15 protein-coding genes and 1 pseudogene are annotated in these 16,499 nt (G+C 46.4%); 7 read left to right on the top strand and 9 right to left on the bottom strand.

Annotated elements, in window-relative coordinates:
• On the top strand, positions 1-2,634 hold the full coding sequence (gene ppsA, locus R5H20_RS03595; protein WP_006637275.1) for a phosphoenolpyruvate synthase: 2,634 nt from the start codon (positions 1-3) through the stop codon (positions 2,632-2,634).
• 429 nt (positions 2,635-3,063) lie between these two features.
• Here the strand turns inward: ppsA and R5H20_RS03600 are convergent, their stop codons facing one another.
• From R5H20_RS03600 to R5H20_RS03610, 3 genes are all read right to left on the bottom strand, one after another.
• Positions 3,064-3,330, bottom strand: a complete 267-nt coding sequence (locus R5H20_RS03600; RefSeq protein ID WP_224254459.1) for a DNA-binding protein — start codon at positions 3,328-3,330, stop codon at positions 3,064-3,066.
• A gap of 51 nt (positions 3,331-3,381) precedes the next feature.
• Positions 3,382-3,735, bottom strand: a complete 354-nt coding sequence (locus tag R5H20_RS03605) for a DUF488 domain-containing protein (protein ID WP_006637277.1) — start codon at positions 3,733-3,735, stop codon at positions 3,382-3,384.
• Positions 3,736-3,849: 114 nt separating this feature from the next.
• Complete coding sequence (locus tag R5H20_RS03610) at positions 3,850-4,614, bottom strand: SDR family oxidoreductase (RefSeq protein ID WP_006637278.1); 765 nt, start codon at positions 4,612-4,614, stop codon at positions 3,850-3,852.
• A 184-nt stretch (positions 4,615-4,798) separates the two neighbouring features.
• On the opposite strand from R5H20_RS03610, the gene R5H20_RS03615 reads away from it, so the two are divergent.
• Positions 4,799-6,250: a carboxylesterase/lipase family protein gene (locus R5H20_RS03615; RefSeq protein WP_006637279.1), complete on the top strand. Its 1,452-nt coding sequence runs from the start codon at positions 4,799-4,801 to the stop codon at positions 6,248-6,250.
• A 54-nt stretch (positions 6,251-6,304) separates the two neighbouring features.
• Here R5H20_RS03615 and R5H20_RS03620 read toward each other — a convergent pair.
• The 3 genes and pseudogenes from R5H20_RS03620 to R5H20_RS03630 form a co-directional block, all read right to left on the bottom strand.
• Positions 6,305-6,991: pseudogene (locus R5H20_RS03620) on the bottom strand (MFS transporter); the annotation flags it as partial.
• Positions 6,992-7,126: 135 nt separating this feature from the next.
• Entirely contained in the window at positions 7,127-8,353 is a 1,227-nt protein-coding gene (locus tag R5H20_RS03625; protein WP_006637281.1) for an MFS transporter, read from the bottom strand.
• 89 nt (positions 8,354-8,442) lie between these two features.
• Positions 8,443-9,024, bottom strand: coding sequence for a DUF2087 domain-containing protein (locus R5H20_RS03630; protein ID WP_006637282.1), 582 nt, complete (start codon positions 9,022-9,024; stop codon positions 8,443-8,445).
• A 352-nt stretch (positions 9,025-9,376) separates the two neighbouring features.
• Here R5H20_RS03630 and R5H20_RS03635 point away from each other — a divergent pair, with 352 nt between their 5' ends.
• Positions 9,377-10,435, top strand: coding sequence for an LLM class flavin-dependent oxidoreductase (locus R5H20_RS03635; protein ID WP_006637283.1), 1,059 nt, complete (start codon positions 9,377-9,379; stop codon positions 10,433-10,435).
• Between the two features lie 39 nt (positions 10,436-10,474).
• On the opposite strand, the gene R5H20_RS03640 is transcribed toward R5H20_RS03635, so the two are convergent.
• On the bottom strand, positions 10,475-11,302 hold the full coding sequence (locus R5H20_RS03640) for a TrmB family transcriptional regulator (protein WP_006637284.1): 828 nt from the start codon (positions 11,300-11,302) through the stop codon (positions 10,475-10,477).
• A gap of 170 nt (positions 11,303-11,472) precedes the next feature.
• Between R5H20_RS03640 and R5H20_RS03645 the strand changes: the two genes are divergently transcribed.
• Positions 11,473-12,105, top strand: a complete 633-nt coding sequence (locus R5H20_RS03645; protein ID WP_088272709.1) for a homoserine/threonine efflux transporter — start codon at positions 11,473-11,475, stop codon at positions 12,103-12,105.
• 48 nt (positions 12,106-12,153) lie between these two features.
• On the opposite strand, the gene fabF is transcribed toward R5H20_RS03645, so the two are convergent.
• Positions 12,154-13,389: a beta-ketoacyl-ACP synthase II gene (fabF, locus tag R5H20_RS03650; RefSeq protein ID WP_006637285.1), complete on the bottom strand. Its 1,236-nt coding sequence runs from the start codon at positions 13,387-13,389 to the stop codon at positions 12,154-12,156.
• Between the two features lie 107 nt (positions 13,390-13,496).
• On the opposite strand from fabF, the gene R5H20_RS03655 reads away from it, so the two are divergent.
• A complete protein-coding gene (locus R5H20_RS03655) occupies positions 13,497-14,345 on the top strand; it encodes a helix-turn-helix transcriptional regulator (RefSeq protein ID WP_006637286.1) in 849 nt (282 codons plus the stop codon).
• Positions 14,346-14,371: 26 nt separating this feature from the next.
• Here the strand turns inward: R5H20_RS03655 and R5H20_RS03660 are convergent, their stop codons facing one another.
• Positions 14,372-14,794 (bottom strand): VOC family protein, encoded by a 423-nt coding sequence (locus R5H20_RS03660; RefSeq protein ID WP_006637287.1) that lies wholly within the window; start codon positions 14,792-14,794, stop codon positions 14,372-14,374.
• 85 nt (positions 14,795-14,879) lie between these two features.
• Here R5H20_RS03660 and R5H20_RS03665 point away from each other — a divergent pair, with 85 nt between their 5' ends.
• Together R5H20_RS03665 and R5H20_RS03670 are read left to right on the top strand one after the other, a co-directional pair.
• The gene (locus R5H20_RS03665; protein ID WP_088272710.1) at positions 14,880-15,827 is read left to right on the top strand and encodes a helix-turn-helix transcriptional regulator; all 948 of its coding nucleotides are present in this window, start codon (positions 14,880-14,882) and stop codon (positions 15,825-15,827) included.
• A gap of 353 nt (positions 15,828-16,180) precedes the next feature.
• Positions 16,181-16,432, top strand: coding sequence for a hypothetical protein (locus R5H20_RS03670; RefSeq protein WP_006637289.1), 252 nt, complete (start codon positions 16,181-16,183; stop codon positions 16,430-16,432).
• The last annotated feature ends 67 nt before the right edge of the window (positions 16,433-16,499 follow it).

Below are 16,499 nucleotides of genomic sequence, written 5' to 3' on the forward strand. Positions count from 1 at the left end.
ATGCAAACAGATGTATTGGGCTTTGATGAAATAAACGAAACGGATTTGCTGCTCGTCGGTGGAAAAGGCTTAAATCTTGGAGAACTGTCAAGGATTGAAGGCGTCCGCGTGCCTGCAGGCTTCTGCGTTACAACCGCGGCTTATCAGCGCATGGCCGGACAAAACGGGAACATCAGCAGTCTGCTCGACCGGCTGTCCCTGTTAACAACGGCCGATAGGGAGCAGATCGCTGACATCAGCCAAGAGATACGCAATGAAATCGAAAACGTGAAGATCGATGCAGAGATTAAAGAAGCCATCAGCCGCTTTCATTCAAAGCTTGGGGAAAGGGAGGCATATGCCGTCCGTTCCAGCGCCACGGCTGAAGATCTCCCGAATGCATCTTTTGCCGGACAGCAGGACAGCTATTTGAACATCATCGGGATTGATGACATATTGAAGCATGTCGCCAGATGCTGGGCATCCCTGTTTACAGAACGGGCCGTGATCTACCGGATTCAAAATGGCTTTGACCACCGCAAAGTCCAATTATCGGTCGTGATCCAGCAGATGGTGTTTCCACAGGCATCAGGAATTTTGTTTACCGCTGATCCGGCCACTTCCAACAGGAAAGTGCTGTCGATCGATGCCAGCTTCGGCTTGGGGGAGGCGCTCGTATCCGGACTTGTGTCCGCTGATCACTATAAGGTTCGCGAAGGAAAGGTGATAGAAAAAACGATTTCTGCGAAAAAAGTAGCGGATTATGGATTAAAAGACGGCGGTACGGAGGAGCGGGCCATTGAAACCGGACGGCAGAAAATGCAAACATTGACCGATGAGCAGATCCTTCAGCTTGAGAAAATCGGCAGAACGATCGAGGCGCATTTCAATGCTCCGCAGGATATTGAGTGGTGTCTGGCTGATGACAAATTTTTCTTTGTTCAAAGCCGCCCGATTACAACATTGTTTCCGCTTCCGGAAAAAAGCGACGGCCGATTTCGCCTTTATATGTCAGTCGGCCACCAGCAGATGATGACAGAGCCGATCAAGCCGCTCGGAATCTCGTTTTTCAGCCTGATGTCGGAATACGAATTGAGCCGCGCCGGCGGAAGGCTGTTTATTGATTTGTCACATGATTTGGCATCAGCCGCCGGGCGGAAAATCGTCCTTGCTGCATTGGGAAAAAATGATCCGTTAATGCACAATGCGCTGTCCAATTTTATGAAAAGAAAGGAACTTGTGAAATCGCTTCCCAATGGAAAACGGATGTTCAAGTTTGGCGCTGAAGGATTTTCCTGGTCGTTGCCGGCCGACATGGCCAAAATTTACCGGAAAAACGACATCGGGATCGTCAAACGGTTGATATCCAAAGCCGAGGAATCCATCAAAAACGCTGAGCGAAACATACAGCATCTCACAGGAGATGAGCTGTTTGAAGCTTTGTTGGAGGATCAAAAGGAGCTCAAGAAAGTCCTCCATGACAAGGAGAGCATGGCCGTCATTATGGTCGGCATATATGCGGCGTTTTGGATCAATAAAAAAATGGAGAAATGGCTGGGGGAAAAGAGCGCGGCCGATACCCTTTCCCAGTCGGTGCCGAACAATGTCACATCAGAAATGGGGCTGGCTCTTCTGGATGTGTCAGATGTCGCCAGGAAATATCCGGAAGTGCTCGATTATTTTAAACAGCCCAATGACGAAACCTTTTTTGAAGACCTTGAAAAGCTGGAAGGCGGGCCCGCCGTCAGAACGGCTCTGCGGGAATTTCTCAATCAATACGGCGTGCGCTGCACAGGTGAGATCGACTTGACGAAAACAAGGTGGAGTGAACGGCCGACCGCCCTCATCCCCTTGATTGTCAGCAATATCAAAAACTTTGAACCGGGTGCGCGAAAGGCCAAGTTTGAGCAAGGAAGGCTCGAAGCTGAACAAAAAGAGCGGGACCTTTTAAAGCGTCTGGAGAAATTAAAAGGCGGCAGGAAAAAGGCCAAAAAGACAAAGAAAATGATCAGCGTTTTGCGAAATTTTATCGGCTATCGGGAATATCCGAAGTATGCCTTCATCAAGCGCTACTTTATTTACAAGAAGGCGTTGATGAAAGAAGCCGCTGTTTTACAGAAAAAGAAGCTCATCAAAGCGAAGGAAGATATCTATTATCTATCCTTTGACGAACTCCGGGATGCGGTCAGAACAGGGCAGCTCGATTACAGGATGATTGAAGAACGAAAGGCGGCATATGAGCTTTATGAGAAATTGACGCCTCCGCGGCTGATGACCTCCGAGGGAGAAGTCATATTCGGTGAATACCATAGCGGAAGCCTTCCGGAAGGAGCCTTGCCGGGCATTCCGGTTTCGGCAGGCGTCATCGAAGGAAGAGCGAGAGTCGTTTTAAAATTGGAGGAAGCCGATATTGAAGAGGGGGATATTCTCGTAACAGCTTTCACTGATCCGAGCTGGACGCCTTTGTTTGTTTCTGTCAAAGGTCTGGTGACAGAGGTCGGCGGTCTGATGACCCACGGCGCCGTGATCGCCCGGGAATACGGACTTCCGGCAGTCGTAGGCGTTGAGAACGCAACGAAAGCCATCAAAGATGGCCAGCGGATCAGGATCAACGGTGCGGAAGGGTATGTTGAAATAGTAGATGCCGGTAAATGATGTATTCAACATCACGCTCAGGTTTTCATTAGAAAGAACCTGAGCGTGTTTTTACGTACATTTCATCGGCAGTCAGACTTTGAGGCACGGACAATCACCTATAAGGGGTTGAGACAGTATAATATTGGAAAACGAAATGAGGAGATGAACACGATGTATTTTTACCCGTCTTATCATTCGGATCAGCGCCAGTATTATAATGTCTATCCCGGGACTTATCCAGGAGGTTCCCCATATATGTATGGCCTGCCTTCCCTGTTTGATTCCCCATGCTACAGAGAATGTATAAGGAGCGGAGCGGATAGCTATTTCTGCTGCTATATCTGCGGTTTTTGTTAAAGTATACCGAGGGATCTTGGCTTTTCAGCAGCGGAGAGGCCGCAGCAAAAAAGCGCAACTTTCAATGGTAGCTTTTTCTATGACTGTTTTTTATAAAACTCGGGGGACGACATCCAGTCCAGCAAGTGCTGGTATGGATAATACGTCGTTCCTTTTAGTTCGATCATGATATTTGCTAAGCATTTCCTTCGTTTCTTCTCTAGTTAAACCTAAATAATAGTGCAAATCTTTTTCCTTAATTAAATAAGGATAGCCGGAAACATCCCCTTTTGGGTTCTGAAAGTTTTTCAACCCTTCGCCAATAAAATAACCCATAAGCCCTAAGCCAATGGCAAGCCAAATCAAGCCGGAATCCATGTGTACCATCCTTTCTTTTTCCCCGTAATACGGGGATGGCGCATAAAAGTTTCACGTCTCCAATACTTCTTTCAGGACAACGGCATGGTTGTGGAGCTCGTCCTTCGCGCCGTACAGCAGGACAACGCGCTCATTTGCCATCCTTTCTTTTAGCTCCTTTACCTTTGTCTGTTTTTCAGTGTCTTGTGTCAGTTCGTCTTTATATGCTTGTTTAAACTGTTCGAATTTCGCCGGATCGTGATTGAACCATTTTCTTAATGCCGGGCTCGGCGCAATCTCCTTCATCCATTCATCAAGCCGCGCATCTTCTTTGGATATGCCGCGCGGCCAGACGCGGTCAATTAAAATTCGCCGGCCTTCAGATTCGGGATGTTCATGATAAATCCGCTGCAGAACGATCGGCATGTTGGCCATACCTCCTTTTTTATTCATGAAAAAACGATTGGATTAGACAAAACAACCGATATGGCTTCATGAAAAAGGGCTTCCCGCTTGCATACGTGAGGAAACCCATTGGTTTTATTCGATCGCGCTTTTTTGGGCGCTGTACATTTGTGCAACACTTTCGTCAATCTCGTCTCTTGACATCAGCCGTGCTTTTTCAGCCCGTCCATAGCCGATTTCGAGCTTTCCTTCTTTCAATCCTTTGAAAATCGCATCGGCGAAATCATCGACCGGAGCACCATAATCGTGCAGGCCGGCTCCGCCCAAATCAGTATTGACCGCCGGCGGCGCCACTTCAATGACCTGTACGCCGGTATCTGATAGCTGATGCCGTAAACTCATAGTAAAGGAGTGAAGAGCGGCCTTCGTCGACGAGTATATCGGCGTGATCGCCATCGGTGTAAAGGCGAGGCCTGAGGTTACATTCATAATCGCAGCGTTTGTTTGCTTTTCGGCGAAATATGGAGCAAAGAGCATGGAAAGATGCAGCGGAGCCTCCAAATTGACGGTGATTTCTTTATTGTAGCGGCCCCAGTCGTTTTTTGCAGCGGTTTTTAACAGATTATAGCGCTGCTGAATTCCTGCGTTATTAACAAGCACGTTTACTTCCGGGTGGTGCTCGGTTGTCCATTCAAACAGCGCAAGCCGTTCAGCTTCATCCGCTACATCGCACACACGCGTGATGATGCCCGGCAATGCTTGCTTTGCTTCTTCAAGCTTGTTTTTGCGTCTGCCGCATATGATGACCGTATTTCCAGCCTTCACGAATCGTTCGGCAAAAGCGAATCCGATCCCTGTTGCTCCTCCTGTAATCAGTATGGTATTCCCTGACAGCTCCATGCAGATCCCTCATTTCTTGTTTTTTCGAAGCGTTCCGCTTATAGAATGGACAGCCTCCATCATTCTATACCGGGACTTGCTCCATATCCTATGATGATTGAAATATCCTCAGTTTGCAAGTGTCGCCATTAGACGGAATAGGAACGCTTCCTTTATCATGAAATGATGAAGGGAGTGGTATAAAATGTCTGGTCTCACAGTGAAAACCCGTTATGGAGCGCTGAAAGGAACGATGCAGAACGGCGTCCGCGTATGGAAGGGCATCCCTTATGCGAAGCCGCCTGTCGGAAAGTGGAGATTTAAAGCTCCGCAAGAAACCGATGCATGGGAAGGAGTCAGGGATGCGACTCAATTCGGCTCCATCTGCCCCCAGCCTGAAGGGATATTGTTTCAATTAGAGAGGGTGGAGAAGTCTGAGGACTGCCTTTGCTTAAATGTGTTTGCTCCACAATCGTCCGGCGAAAACCGGCCGGTGATGGTGTGGATTCATGGCGGCGCGTTTTACCTCGGCGCAGGCAGCGAGCCTCTATATGATGGATCTCATCTCGCGGCTGATGGAGATGTCATCGTAGTGACGATCAATTATCGCCTCGGTCCGTTTGGATTTTTGCACCTTTCTTCTGTCAATCAATCCTACAGCAACAATCTCGGTCTGCTTGACCAAATTGCTGCGCTGAAATGGGTGAAGGAGAATATCTCATCCTTCGGAGGAGATCCTGACAACATCACGGTTTTTGGAGAATCGGCCGGTTCGATGAGCATCGCCTCGCTATTGGCCATGCCAGATGCAAAAGGCTTATTCCAAAAAGCGATTATGCAAAGCGGAGCTTCCGAAACCATGCCGAAGGAAAAAGCGGAAACTGCGGCAGAAACATTTTTACACATTCTCAATATCGATCCGGACCATTCGGAACAGCTGCACGATGTATCTGCTAAAGAGCTCCTTGAAGCAGCGGATGAGCTTAGGGATGTCATGGGGGAAAATATTTTTCAATTGCTGTTTTTACCGGTCGTTGACAGGGAGACGCTGCCGCTGGAGCCTGTGACAGCCGTTGCACAAGGAGCGGCGGATGACATCAAGCTGTTGATCGGGACAAACCGGGATGAAGGCGTGCTATTTTTCACGCCGGAATCGGAGCTGTTGCCGGAACAAAAAAAGGCTGAGATTCTAAGAGAACATGTAGGGGGCGAATTGGCGAAAACAGCTGCCGAATTGTATCCGGGATCGCTGGAAGGCCAAATCAATATGATGACAGACATCCTTTTTTGGCGTCCGGCCGTCGCGTTTGCCGCAGGGCAGTCGGCGCATTCGCCCGTATGGATGTACCGGTTTGACTGGCATTCCGAACATCCGCCGTTCCATAAAGCGGCACACGGTTTGGACATCCCCTTTGTGTTCGGCAACATGGATGCCCTTGACATGATCACGAATACGAAAGCAAGCGAAGAAACGAAACAGCTTTCGCAACATATTCAGGCTGCCTGGCTTTCATTTGCACATACGGGAAGTCCGTCCACTGAAGCCTTCAGCTGGCCGAACTATGATAAGGACACACGAAAAACGCTCATTTTCAATACAACTATTTTAATAGAAGAAGATCCTGATGCTGAAAAGAGAAAAAAACTGAAGATCTGATGATTGACCTCCCTCGTCATGAGGGAGGTTCTAAAGCCTCGAATCATCATCAAATCAGCCGCTTTTCTGATACCGTTCATTTTGAATGTCTTCCAAAGATTTTCCCCTCGTCTCCGGGGCCATGAGAAGGCCGATGATCATATGAACGGCGAGAAATGTGATAATCACGCCTCCGGCCGTTTTAAAGCCAAGTATGGTAATCATGGCCGGGACAACCAAGGAAATCAAGCCGACGCCGATCCGCACGACAAAGAACATAAAGCCTTGGGCCATTGCCCTGTATTTCGTATGGAACAATTCGGCAGCCCACAATCCGTAAAAGGCCTGGGCTTCAAAGCCTGCAGCAATCCCCCATAGGCTGACGAACAGCAGAAGCTCCGTCATTCGCATGCTGCCGAAGGTGAGAACGATCCATGCAGCCGTCACCATTGCCGCGCCGATGCCGAATAATCGTTTTCGATTGACTTTGTCCCCTAAACGGATGAAGACAAAATATGTGGCCGCGACGGTTAAAATCCATAAAAAGGCTTGCAGCAAATTGGCTTGAGCGGCTGTTAAGCCGCCTACAGTTTCATAAATATAAGGCATGAAATACCCCATGGTGCCGGCGACAAGATTCCAGAAAGCATAGATTCCGATTAACAGAACCATCGCATGCAGGTTCGCTTTATTCGTAAACAGCTCTTTGATAGACGCTTTTTCATCCATTCCTCGCGCTTTCCCTATCGCTTCTTTCTGCTCGGGAAAAATGTCGGGTTTAACAGTGATCATTGCACACAAACTCATTCAGCAAAAAGCAGGTTCGAACGCCTGCTTTTTAGTCTGTGGAGCGGCGTTATATAGACGAAAAAGGCGAAATGATCACTTTAATAACATTCACGCTCTTTTTAAGTCAGATGCTTTTAGAAAAAGGATGAAGCTAAACCACACAATGATGCTTCCGGCGCATAATAGAATGAACTGAACACTGATTTGTAAGTTTAGGAGAGCAGAAACCAGTCCATAGGAAACAGGGATAAGCCCCATAGAAACCATTGTATTTATGCTCATGACCCTGCCTACTATAGTTGAAGGGGTTTTCTCTTGTATTACACTTACTAAAGGAATATTAATACTTGATACACAACATCCAATCATAAGCAAGCTGACAGCGGCAAGCCAGAGATTGGTCGCTTGGCTAAATGCCGTCAGTAATAATCCTTCTATGAGTATGAGAGCAATGACAAGTTTTCCTCTTTGTTTTTTCATATTCAACCATCCCATGATTATAGCGCCCAACAGCATCCCGCCGGCAAACGAGCTTTGCAGCATGCTTAAGTTGAAGGGATTTCCTTCAAAACGATCCTCCGCAATGATAGGGATGCTTACCATGAGAGGCCCGATAAAGAATAGGTTCACAATAATAAAGGTGCCCATGACAGTGAGCAGAAAAGAAGAACCTTTAACATAATGAATACCTTCGGCCAAATCTCTTAAGAGAGATGATTTCTTGGGGGTTAGTTCCTTTTTTTCCTGGACGAATCGCAGCAAGAGGATGCTGATGAGAAGGGCAAAGGCAATGATCAGAAAGATGGTCGAATATGAGAATAGGGAAAGGAGAGCAGCCCCTAAGACAGGGCCAAGCATGACAGAAAGCTGATTTGTTGTTTGGATGACTGAATTCGCTCTGACCAGTTGCTCTTTAGGAATCATCCCCGGAACAATCGAATCTCTAGCCGACCAAAAAAATGCATAAGATGCCCCGAATAATAAAGCAAATATAAATAAGGCGGAAAGGGTTAAGACATGATTTGTATAGAATAGGGCCATGAGAAGCAGAATAAAGCACCTTGTTAGCAATGAGAAGCATATAATTTTGGATCGGCTGTATTGATCTGCTGCAATGCCTCCAATCATCATGAATAATACTCTGGGAATCGTAGTGGCCATTAAAATGATTCCTAAGGAGTTCTTCAAGTTCAGGTAATGGACTACGTACCATTGCTCAATGGTTAAATACATGGAAATAGAAAGGCTTGAAAATATGCTTGCACCCCATAGATAAATAAATTTTCCTTTCCAAATACTTGTTTGCCATGCAGCTTCTTCACTTGTTGGAATCATATTTCCACCTCATTGTTTGTTAAAATCGATCTAATTCGATATATATCGAATTAGATCGGATGAAAAAATGAACGTAAGAACGTTCATTTTTAAAAGACAACGGGCCACATCTCTTTTGGATTTAATTCATACTCTCCGTTTTGTCTATACATGAAGTGCTGCATAATTAATTCTCTGCGAATCGTCGCATAATCTTCATGATAGTTTTTTATATATTCATTAAGATCTTTTTCTTTATATCTTTTCCCGTGGTGTAAATCGCGGATTAAATACGCCAAGACCACGTTCTTTTTCTTCCTTTGACTTGGGATTTGTTTCAATGTCCCGTCGCTGTTTATGAAATTTTTAACAATAGACAGCTTTTCTTTATCATTGATTTTGATTTCCTGGTTCTCCATCGACTCTACCCCGATGTTTAAGATAGCCTTTGAATTATATTCCAGCCGTTCACGATCTAGATAAAAATAAATGATATTCCCTTGTCTTCTTTGATAAACTAACCCAACATCTCTTAACTTTGAAATATGATGAGTAATCGTCGGCGGTTGTAACCCCAGTTTATAAGCAATGGCTTGCCCATGAAGGGGTCCGTTTTTTAGCAAGGCAATGATTCTAATTCTGGTCGGGTCCCCAACCGCTTTATGATAATCCACTAACTTACTGAGTTGCATCGCCTAATCCCCTCTTTTTTAAATTCGATATACATCTAATTAGATATTAATCTAATTGGATGTGTTTGTCAATGGGCATCGTCATTAAGGAACGCTTTTATGGAGAAACTTGTTTAAGGGGTCAAGATGGAGGCCCTGTTTAGGGGCCACTGAGATACCGGGCGCGCTGATTTGGCGGCTGGTTCTTTTTTATAAATCACATCAATTGCATCATCGGTCCGCTGCCCGTATTCTATAGTCAAGAGATTTCGCTTTATGTTAGGGGATCGGCAAACATAAATGAAGTTTAAAAGGAAAACAATCAAAGCAAAGAGAATGAAACACATCTTAAAAACATCTGGAGGATAACAAAATGGAATTAGGCATCAGCACCTTTGCAGAAACAACCCCGGACGTCAAAACCGGAAAAGTGATCAGCCACGCGCAACGGCTGCGTGAGGTAGTCGAGGAGATCGTCCTTGCCGATCAGGTAGGCTTGGATGTGTTTGGCGTTGGAGAGCATCATCGCGAAGATTATGCCGCATCTTCTCCAGCCGTTGTGCTGGCTGCAGCTGCTCCGCAGACGAAGCGCATCAGGTTGACCAGTGCTGTTACAGTGCTTTCATCTGATGATCCGGTGCGCGTCTTCCAGGATTTTGCCACGCTCGACGGTCTTTCAAACGGACGGGCCGAAATCATGGCGGGACGGGGGTCTTTCATCGAATCGTTTCCTCTGTTCGGCTACGATTTGGACGATTATGAAGAGCTGTTTGAAGAAAAGCTTGATTTGCTTTTGAAGCTGCAAAAGTCAGAAAGAGTAACATGGAGCGGCAAGCATCGTCCTGCTATTCAAAACCTTGGCGTGTATCCGCGGCCTGTGCAAGATCCGCTGCCCGTCTGGATCGGGAGCGGGGGTAACCAGGAATCCGTCGTTCGCGCCGGATTGCTCGGCCTGCCGCTTGTTCTTGCGATCATCGGAGGGAATCCGCTGCACTTTGCGCCGCTTGTTCAGCTTTATCAAAAAGCGGCAGAGCATGCGGGTCATGATGCATCAAAGCTGAAAGTCGCCTCTCATTCCCACGGCTTTGTTGCCGAGGATACAGAGACGGCCGCCGACAAGTTTTTTCCGTCCACGCATCAGGCCATGAACACGCTCGCACGTGAGCGCGGCTGGGGACCTTACAGCCGGTCAAGCTTTGATGCTGCGCGAAGCTTTGAGGGAGCGCTTTATGTAGGCGATCCTAAGACCGTGGCGGAAAAAATTATTCATCTGCGCAAACATGTAGGGGTGACAAGGTTCATGCTGCATGTGCCGGTTGGAACAATGCCGCATGAAGACGTCATGAAGGCGATCGAGCTGTTTGGAAGGGAAACGGCGCCGCTTGTCAGGGAAGAAGTCTCCCGCTGGGAAGCCGCACAAAGGACATCATGAACCATGCTGTTGAAAAGGCCCGCAGGTTATGCGGGCCCTTTATTTCATATAATGCTTTTTCAAATCGGGATGGATCGAAAATTTGCGCCGCAAGCTGATGAGGTTTTCCCCGAAACTTTCTTCCAGCACGTCTCTATGCTTTTCCATGATTTCCATGAGGTACAGATCGTGGATCATCACTTCCGTAATCGGCATCACCAAGCCTACATGCATCGTCCATGCCGCGCGGCTGTCTTTCCCATGGGAGACGATGCCTGCTACGACTTCAGAATCGTCCACGCTAAAAACGAGCCACCGGCCGTCATATTCTTCGGTAATTTCACGGCTCCTGTCATGCAGGTACACGTTCGCGAAATCAGCCTCAATGTCGCCATAGGCAATAATCGTCACGATAACGCCTGTCTGTGCGGCTTGTTTTAGTTCAGATTCAATTTCTTTAAAATCTTCTTTCCAAATTTCCAGGAGAATTCTTTTTTGGGCTGATAATATACACGCCTTTACCTTATCGAGTATTTCGCTTCGCCCTGTGATATTCCAAATATTTTCACGGTCGTTTGCTGAGCGCTCAAACTTTTTAAAGTATTTTTCGGCCTGTTCAAACGTCTCTTCCGCTTTCAGCCGGCGGTTTTTAATCAGCTCCTTGGCGGGAACGGGAATGTACTGCGGAGTGCTGCCGTAGCTTACAAAAATATCACCGCGAATCACGAGGCTCTCCAATACTTCATATATCTTCGAACGGGGAACGCCTGATTTTTTTGCCACAGCATAGCCCGTCAGCGGCGATTCTTCCAATAGCGCAAGATATGCTTTCGATTCATATTCGGTGAAATTCAAGTTTTTTAATATTTTTAAAAGGTTGTTTTTCATAGCTCCTCCTGACCTAAAGGAAATAGTCGCTACCATTGTCACTCATATTTTAGCCGGACGTATTGATTTTTTTCAAGTGCACTGATACACTTTTTGTAAGTAGTTACCCTGGTAGTCACTATTTGTGATTGCATGAACAATTGAAGTATGTAATGGAGGGAGAACATCGTATGGATAGCCTTGTGTCATACATAGCGATTGCCGCCATGATGGTCATCATACCGGGAGCTGATACGATGCTGGTGGTAAAAAACACGCTTCGGTACGGTCCAAACGCGGGCCGCTGCAATGTTCTCGGGTTGGCGACCGGACTTTCTTTCTGGACGATGATTGCCATTCTTGGCTTAGCCGTTGCCATTGCGAAATCGGTGATTCTTTTCAGCACGATTAAATATTTGGGGGCGGCATATTTAATTTATTTAGGCGCAAAAAGTTTTTTTGCCAAAAACGCGATGTCTTTAGAGGACATTCAAGTGCAGAACGGGGACTCAAAAAGTTCTGCGAATCGCCATTATAAAGATTCTTTTATTCAGGGCTTGTTAAGCAATATTCTCAATCCAAAAACCGTTTTGGTCTATATTACAATCATGCCCCAATTTGTCAATTTAAAGGAAAGCGTGAATCAGCAATTGATTGTGCTTGCTTTAATCCTTACATCCATCGCCGTGTTTTGGTTTCTGATCCTTGTTTATCTTATTGATTATGCAAAAAAATGGCTGAGGAACTCAAAGTTTCAAAAGATCTTTCAAAAAACCGCAGGCTTGGTGCTGGTGGGGTTTGGCATCAAAACGGGGTTGAATTAATAAAAAAGGGAGTGGGCATTCACAGCTCACTCCTTTTTTAAAATTTTTCTATTCATATTTCTTCAATACAATGGCCGAATTGTGCCCGCCAAAGCCAAATGAATTTGACAGTCCATAATCGAGTGACACTTTGCGGGCGCTGTTTGCGACAATATCCAGGTTGCATTCCGGATCAAGAGTGTCTATATTAATCGTCGGCGGTATGATGCCGTGCCTTAGACTTTCGACTAAAGCAATCGCTTCTGCCCCGCCTGCGGCGCCGAGCATATGGCCGAACATTGATTTGTTGGCCGTAATCGAGACTTTATCGGCACGGTTTCCGAACAGCCTTTTCACCGCTAACATTTCGGAGCGGTCTCCTACCTGTGTACTTGTAGCATGAGCGCTGATCACGTCAACTTCATCTGTTGCGACTTTTGCTTTTGCCAAAGCGTGCTTCATCGCCAGATACGCACCCTTTCCTTCAGGGTCCGATGCCACCATATGATGCGCATCAGAGCTGGCCCCGTATCCGATGACTTCGCATAGAATAGGAGCATTTCGACGGACGGCATTTTCCAATGATTCCAATACTAATACACCTGCACCTTCGCTCATGACAAAACCGTCTCTGTCTATATCAAACGGCCGGCTTGCTTTAGCAGGCTCATCGTTTCTTGCAGATAAGGCCTGGGCGTTTCCGAAGCTGGCCACGGACAATTTCGTAATGGCGGCTTCAGTTCCTCCGGCAAAGATAATATCTGCGGCCCCATTCTGAATGGCATAAAATGCTTCGCCAATCGATGTATTTCCGATCGAACATGCGGTTACCGGCGATAATGACGGTCCGAGCGCGCCCAATCTGATGCTGATTTGCGCTGCCGCCGCATTTGAGATCATCATCGGCACCAGGCTTGGACTGACTCTCCCAGGGCCTCGTTCATTCATCACATTTACTTGATGAATGAGTGAATGGATGCCGCCAATTCCAGAACCGACATATACACCGATACGTTCACGGTCAACTTTATCCAATTGAAGCTTGGACTGTTCCAGCGCCTGTTCGGCGGCAGCCAGGCCGAATTGTGCAAAACGATCCAATCGTCTGGCTTCTTTCTTTCCCCATCTTCCTTCTGCGTCAAACCCTTGAACACATCCCGCGATTTTTGTCTTGAGCTGAGATGTATCAAAAGTGTCGATTAAAGATATTCCAGATTCTCCGTTCACTAATCGGTTCCAAAACGTATTGACATCATTGCCCAGAGGAGAAATAATCCCCATTCCGGTGATGACGACTCTTTTCATAGCAATTCCTCCCTTGAATATATTCTTAATTCTAGCCGTTTTTGATCCTATTACAAGTTGTCGTTTATCATAGTATAATCAGTACTACGATAAGAAAGGAGACGGACATGAAACCTGAAACCAGACTTCAAGCGCTCTCAGAATTTTTGAAAACCCAGCGTGCCAAGATTCATCCGCAAATGGTCGGACTGCCGGCGGGCACCCGCAGAAGAACACCGGGTTTAAGAAGGGAGGAAGTCGCCCAACTGGCCGGTGTCAGCACAACATGGTATACGTGGCTGGAACAAGGGAGGGATATAAAAGTGTCCGCCGCAGTCCTGGATGCTGTGTCAGATGCATTGCAGCTCAATAAGGATGAGCGGAATTATTTATATGCCCTTGCATTGGAAGAAGGGGTGAAACAAGCGTCCCCGATTGAAACGGAAACAGAGATCAGCCCAGCTTTAACCAAAATTCTGCAGGAGCTTCGCTACTGCCCGACGATCATTTCTGATAGAAGATGCCATATCGTCGGGTGGAACCAGGCGGCAGCCCACGTGTTCATCAATTTCGACCAAATTCCGCCTGAAGAGAGAAATCTGATCAAACTGCTGTTCTCCAGAAAGGAATTCAGAAGCTTAGCTGTAAATTGGGAGCATTTTGTAAGAGGATTTATTGCGATTTTCAGAACATATTACGGACAGTATGTGGCTGATGACTGGTACTCGCAATTCATTGAAGAGATGGAGCAGGCCTACCCGGAATTTCATAAAATGTGGAATGAAAGCGAGGTAAGCTCTGCACCGGAAGTGTTAATTGAATTCAGGCATGCCAAAGCCGGAAAAATGCTGTTCAACCTGACTTCATTGCAGGTGCAGGGGGATGCAGATTTAAGATGCAGCATCTATACACCGGTTGACAATACCGAAACGGAATCCAAGCTAAAGCGGCTGATTGAGTTCAGAGGCCTTTCTTAGAAAAGAAAGGCCTGTTCAATTTCATATCAAGTTCTCGCCGCAAAAATTTGAAAGGTCACGCCGTACGGGTCGGTGATGATGCCGTAGGCCGGGCTGAAATACGTTTGTTCAAGTTCAAGGACGACTGTGCCTTGTTCCCGCAGTTTTTCGAAAAGCTGTTTTGTTTCAGCCACACTCGATACCGTCATGCAAATCGACAGTTGATTTCCGCTTTGAAATGGCAGCTCCGGAATGATGTCGGCGATCATCATATTGGTTTCTCCGATTTTTAATACGGCATGTGCGATAAAATCCTGTTCATTTTCTTTAAATTTAGCCGCTTCTTCTTTAGGCCCTTCTCCTATCGTCTGCTGAAATTTCACCTCGGCGTTCAGCGTCTCCCGGTAGTATTCAATCGCTTCTTTTGCTCTGCCATCCATCAGGATGTAAGGGGTAAACTGTAATGACATTATAAAAAACATCTCCTTTTTTATTGATCTGAGACGATTGTATATTATAATGGTGACAACTTATGTCATGGTTATGGAGGAATTCATGTCAAAGGCTAAAAGATTAAATGAAATGATGATGATGGTCAACCGAAAGAAAAGGTTTACGGTTGGGGAATTGGCGCAAGATTTCGGGGTTTCCAAAAGGACCGTGTTGCGGGATTTGCAGGAGCTCAGCGAGATGGGCGTCCCGCTTTATTCAGAGACGGGGCCTCACGGCGGGTATCAGGTGATAAACGAAAGAATCCTTCCTCCCATCGCATTCAGCGAGGATGAAGCGGTCTCGATATTTTTTGCGATTCACGCTTTGCGGCACTACATCTCTCTGCCGTTTGACGCCCAATACGAATCGATCAAAAAAAAATTTTACTTGAACCTTGCCGGGGATATTAGAGAAACGATCGACAGCATGAAAGACCGCGTTGATTTTTTCTCGGCTTATCAGCAAAAAGACGAAATCCCGTTTTTAAGAGTGCTCCTGGATGCGGCCATCCGGCAGGAAGTGGTGATGATCAGCTATGAGGCGAATGGCGTATGCAGCAAAAGGAGCATTCAGCCGATCGGCATTTACGCCAATCAAGGAAAATGGTATTGTCCGGCTTATTGTTTTTTAAGACGCGATTACCGAATGTTTAGATGCGACCGCATCGGTTCTGCAGAGCCGGATGAGGAAACAGAGCCGATTGATTTGGCCGATGTTGATTTAAAGAATCGTTTTTCAGTTCTCGCTCCGCCAGAGGACATGCTGGAATTATATATAGAGCTGACGGAAAAGGGCGTGGAGCAATTCGGCTCAGTCAAATGGCCGTATATTGAATTGCACCGGAGAGAAGACGGGTCAGGGGTTTTGTCCGGGTATATTTCAAAGCGTGATCTCAGCTTCTTTTCCGGCCATTTGATCTCATACGGCCGGGAAGCCGTCATTAAAAAACCTTCTGAATTAATTCAAAAGACAAAAGAAGTGCTGATTGACATGTTAAACCAATACAGCTGATGTCAAAAAATACGAACCGGGGCCAACCGCGCATTAAGACCGGGGCTCATGCTTGTCTGCCGGATTCCCTGCTACACTTGACAGGACTGATTGCTAAAAGGAGAGGAATAATTAGGTGCGGCAGGGATGAAGTGGCTGAATTTTATTGGCGGCGCTGTTTTTTGGCGGAATTATGAGCTCAATGGCGCTGCAATTTGCTGTGAACCCGGCTGCATATGAAGAAACGTTTGCGTTCTATCGGCATGCCGTGGTCATCAGCGACTATATAAATCGGAGCTGTCGGCACGTTGCTGATAGGGTTTATATACGGAATCTTTACGAACTGGGGTTTTTTTAGACATAGATGGATCGCGGTGAAATGGGCGCTTTTCATCATTCAAACGTTCATCGGAATTTTTATTGTCGACCAATTGATGACGGTCAACATGGCGATGCTGGAAGCGGGAAGCATCGCTGCTTTAAACAATCCTGATTTTATCCACAATCATACTGTAAGACAATATGCCGCCATCGTTCAAATCACGATCACGATAACGCTTTTTATCATTTGTATTTCTGTGTTAAAGCCGTGGAAAAAGAAAAAAACGGTGCTGAAAAAGAAGTAATGCCTGCGGTTTCCGCTATTTTGACAGTTTAAAAGCATTGCAGACTTGCAAAAGCAGACAAAGTAAG

The sequence above is a fragment of the Bacillus sp. KICET-3 genome (assembly GCF_033261025.1).
In the GTDB taxonomy this organism is placed as follows: domain Bacteria; phylum Bacillota; class Bacilli; order Bacillales; family Bacillaceae; genus Bacillus; species Bacillus sonorensis.

Excerpts from the sequence above, each read along its gene's own strand:
- R5H20_RS03630 (WP_006637282.1), bottom strand. The coding sequence starts at position 9,024 with ATGCAACTCAGTAAGTTAGTGGATTATCATAAAGCGGTTGGGGACCCG.
- fabF (WP_006637285.1), bottom strand. The coding sequence starts at position 13,389 with ATGAAAAGAGTCGTCATCACCGGAATGGGGATTATTTCTCCTCTGGGC.
- R5H20_RS03660 (WP_006637287.1), bottom strand. The coding sequence starts at position 14,794 with ATGTCATTACAGTTTACCCCTTACATCCTGATGGATGGCAGAGCAAAA.
- R5H20_RS03605 (WP_006637277.1), bottom strand. The coding sequence starts at position 3,735 with ATGCCGATCGTTCTGCAGCGGATTTATCATGAACATCCCGAATCTGAA.
- R5H20_RS03635 (WP_006637283.1), top strand. The coding sequence starts at position 9,377 with ATGGAATTAGGCATCAGCACCTTTGCAGAAACAACCCCGGACGTCAAA.
- R5H20_RS03600 (WP_224254459.1), bottom strand. The coding sequence starts at position 3,330 with ATGGATTCCGGCTTGATTTGGCTTGCCATTGGCTTAGGGCTTATGGGT.
- R5H20_RS03625 (WP_006637281.1), bottom strand. The coding sequence starts at position 8,353 with ATGATTCCAACAAGTGAAGAAGCTGCATGGCAAACAAGTATTTGGAAA.
- R5H20_RS03615 (WP_006637279.1), top strand. The coding sequence starts at position 4,799 with ATGTCTGGTCTCACAGTGAAAACCCGTTATGGAGCGCTGAAAGGAACG.
- ppsA (WP_006637275.1), top strand. The coding sequence starts at position 1 with ATGCAAACAGATGTATTGGGCTTTGATGAAATAAACGAAACGGATTTG.
- R5H20_RS03610 (WP_006637278.1), bottom strand. The coding sequence starts at position 4,614 with ATGGAGCTGTCAGGGAATACCATACTGATTACAGGAGGAGCAACAGGG.
- R5H20_RS03640 (WP_006637284.1), bottom strand. The coding sequence starts at position 11,302 with ATGAAAAACAACCTTTTAAAAATATTAAAAAACTTGAATTTCACCGAA.
- R5H20_RS03665 (WP_088272710.1), top strand. The coding sequence starts at position 14,880 with ATGTCAAAGGCTAAAAGATTAAATGAAATGATGATGATGGTCAACCGA.
- R5H20_RS03655 (WP_006637286.1), top strand. The coding sequence starts at position 13,497 with ATGAAACCTGAAACCAGACTTCAAGCGCTCTCAGAATTTTTGAAAACC.
- R5H20_RS03645 (WP_088272709.1), top strand. The coding sequence starts at position 11,473 with ATGGATAGCCTTGTGTCATACATAGCGATTGCCGCCATGATGGTCATC.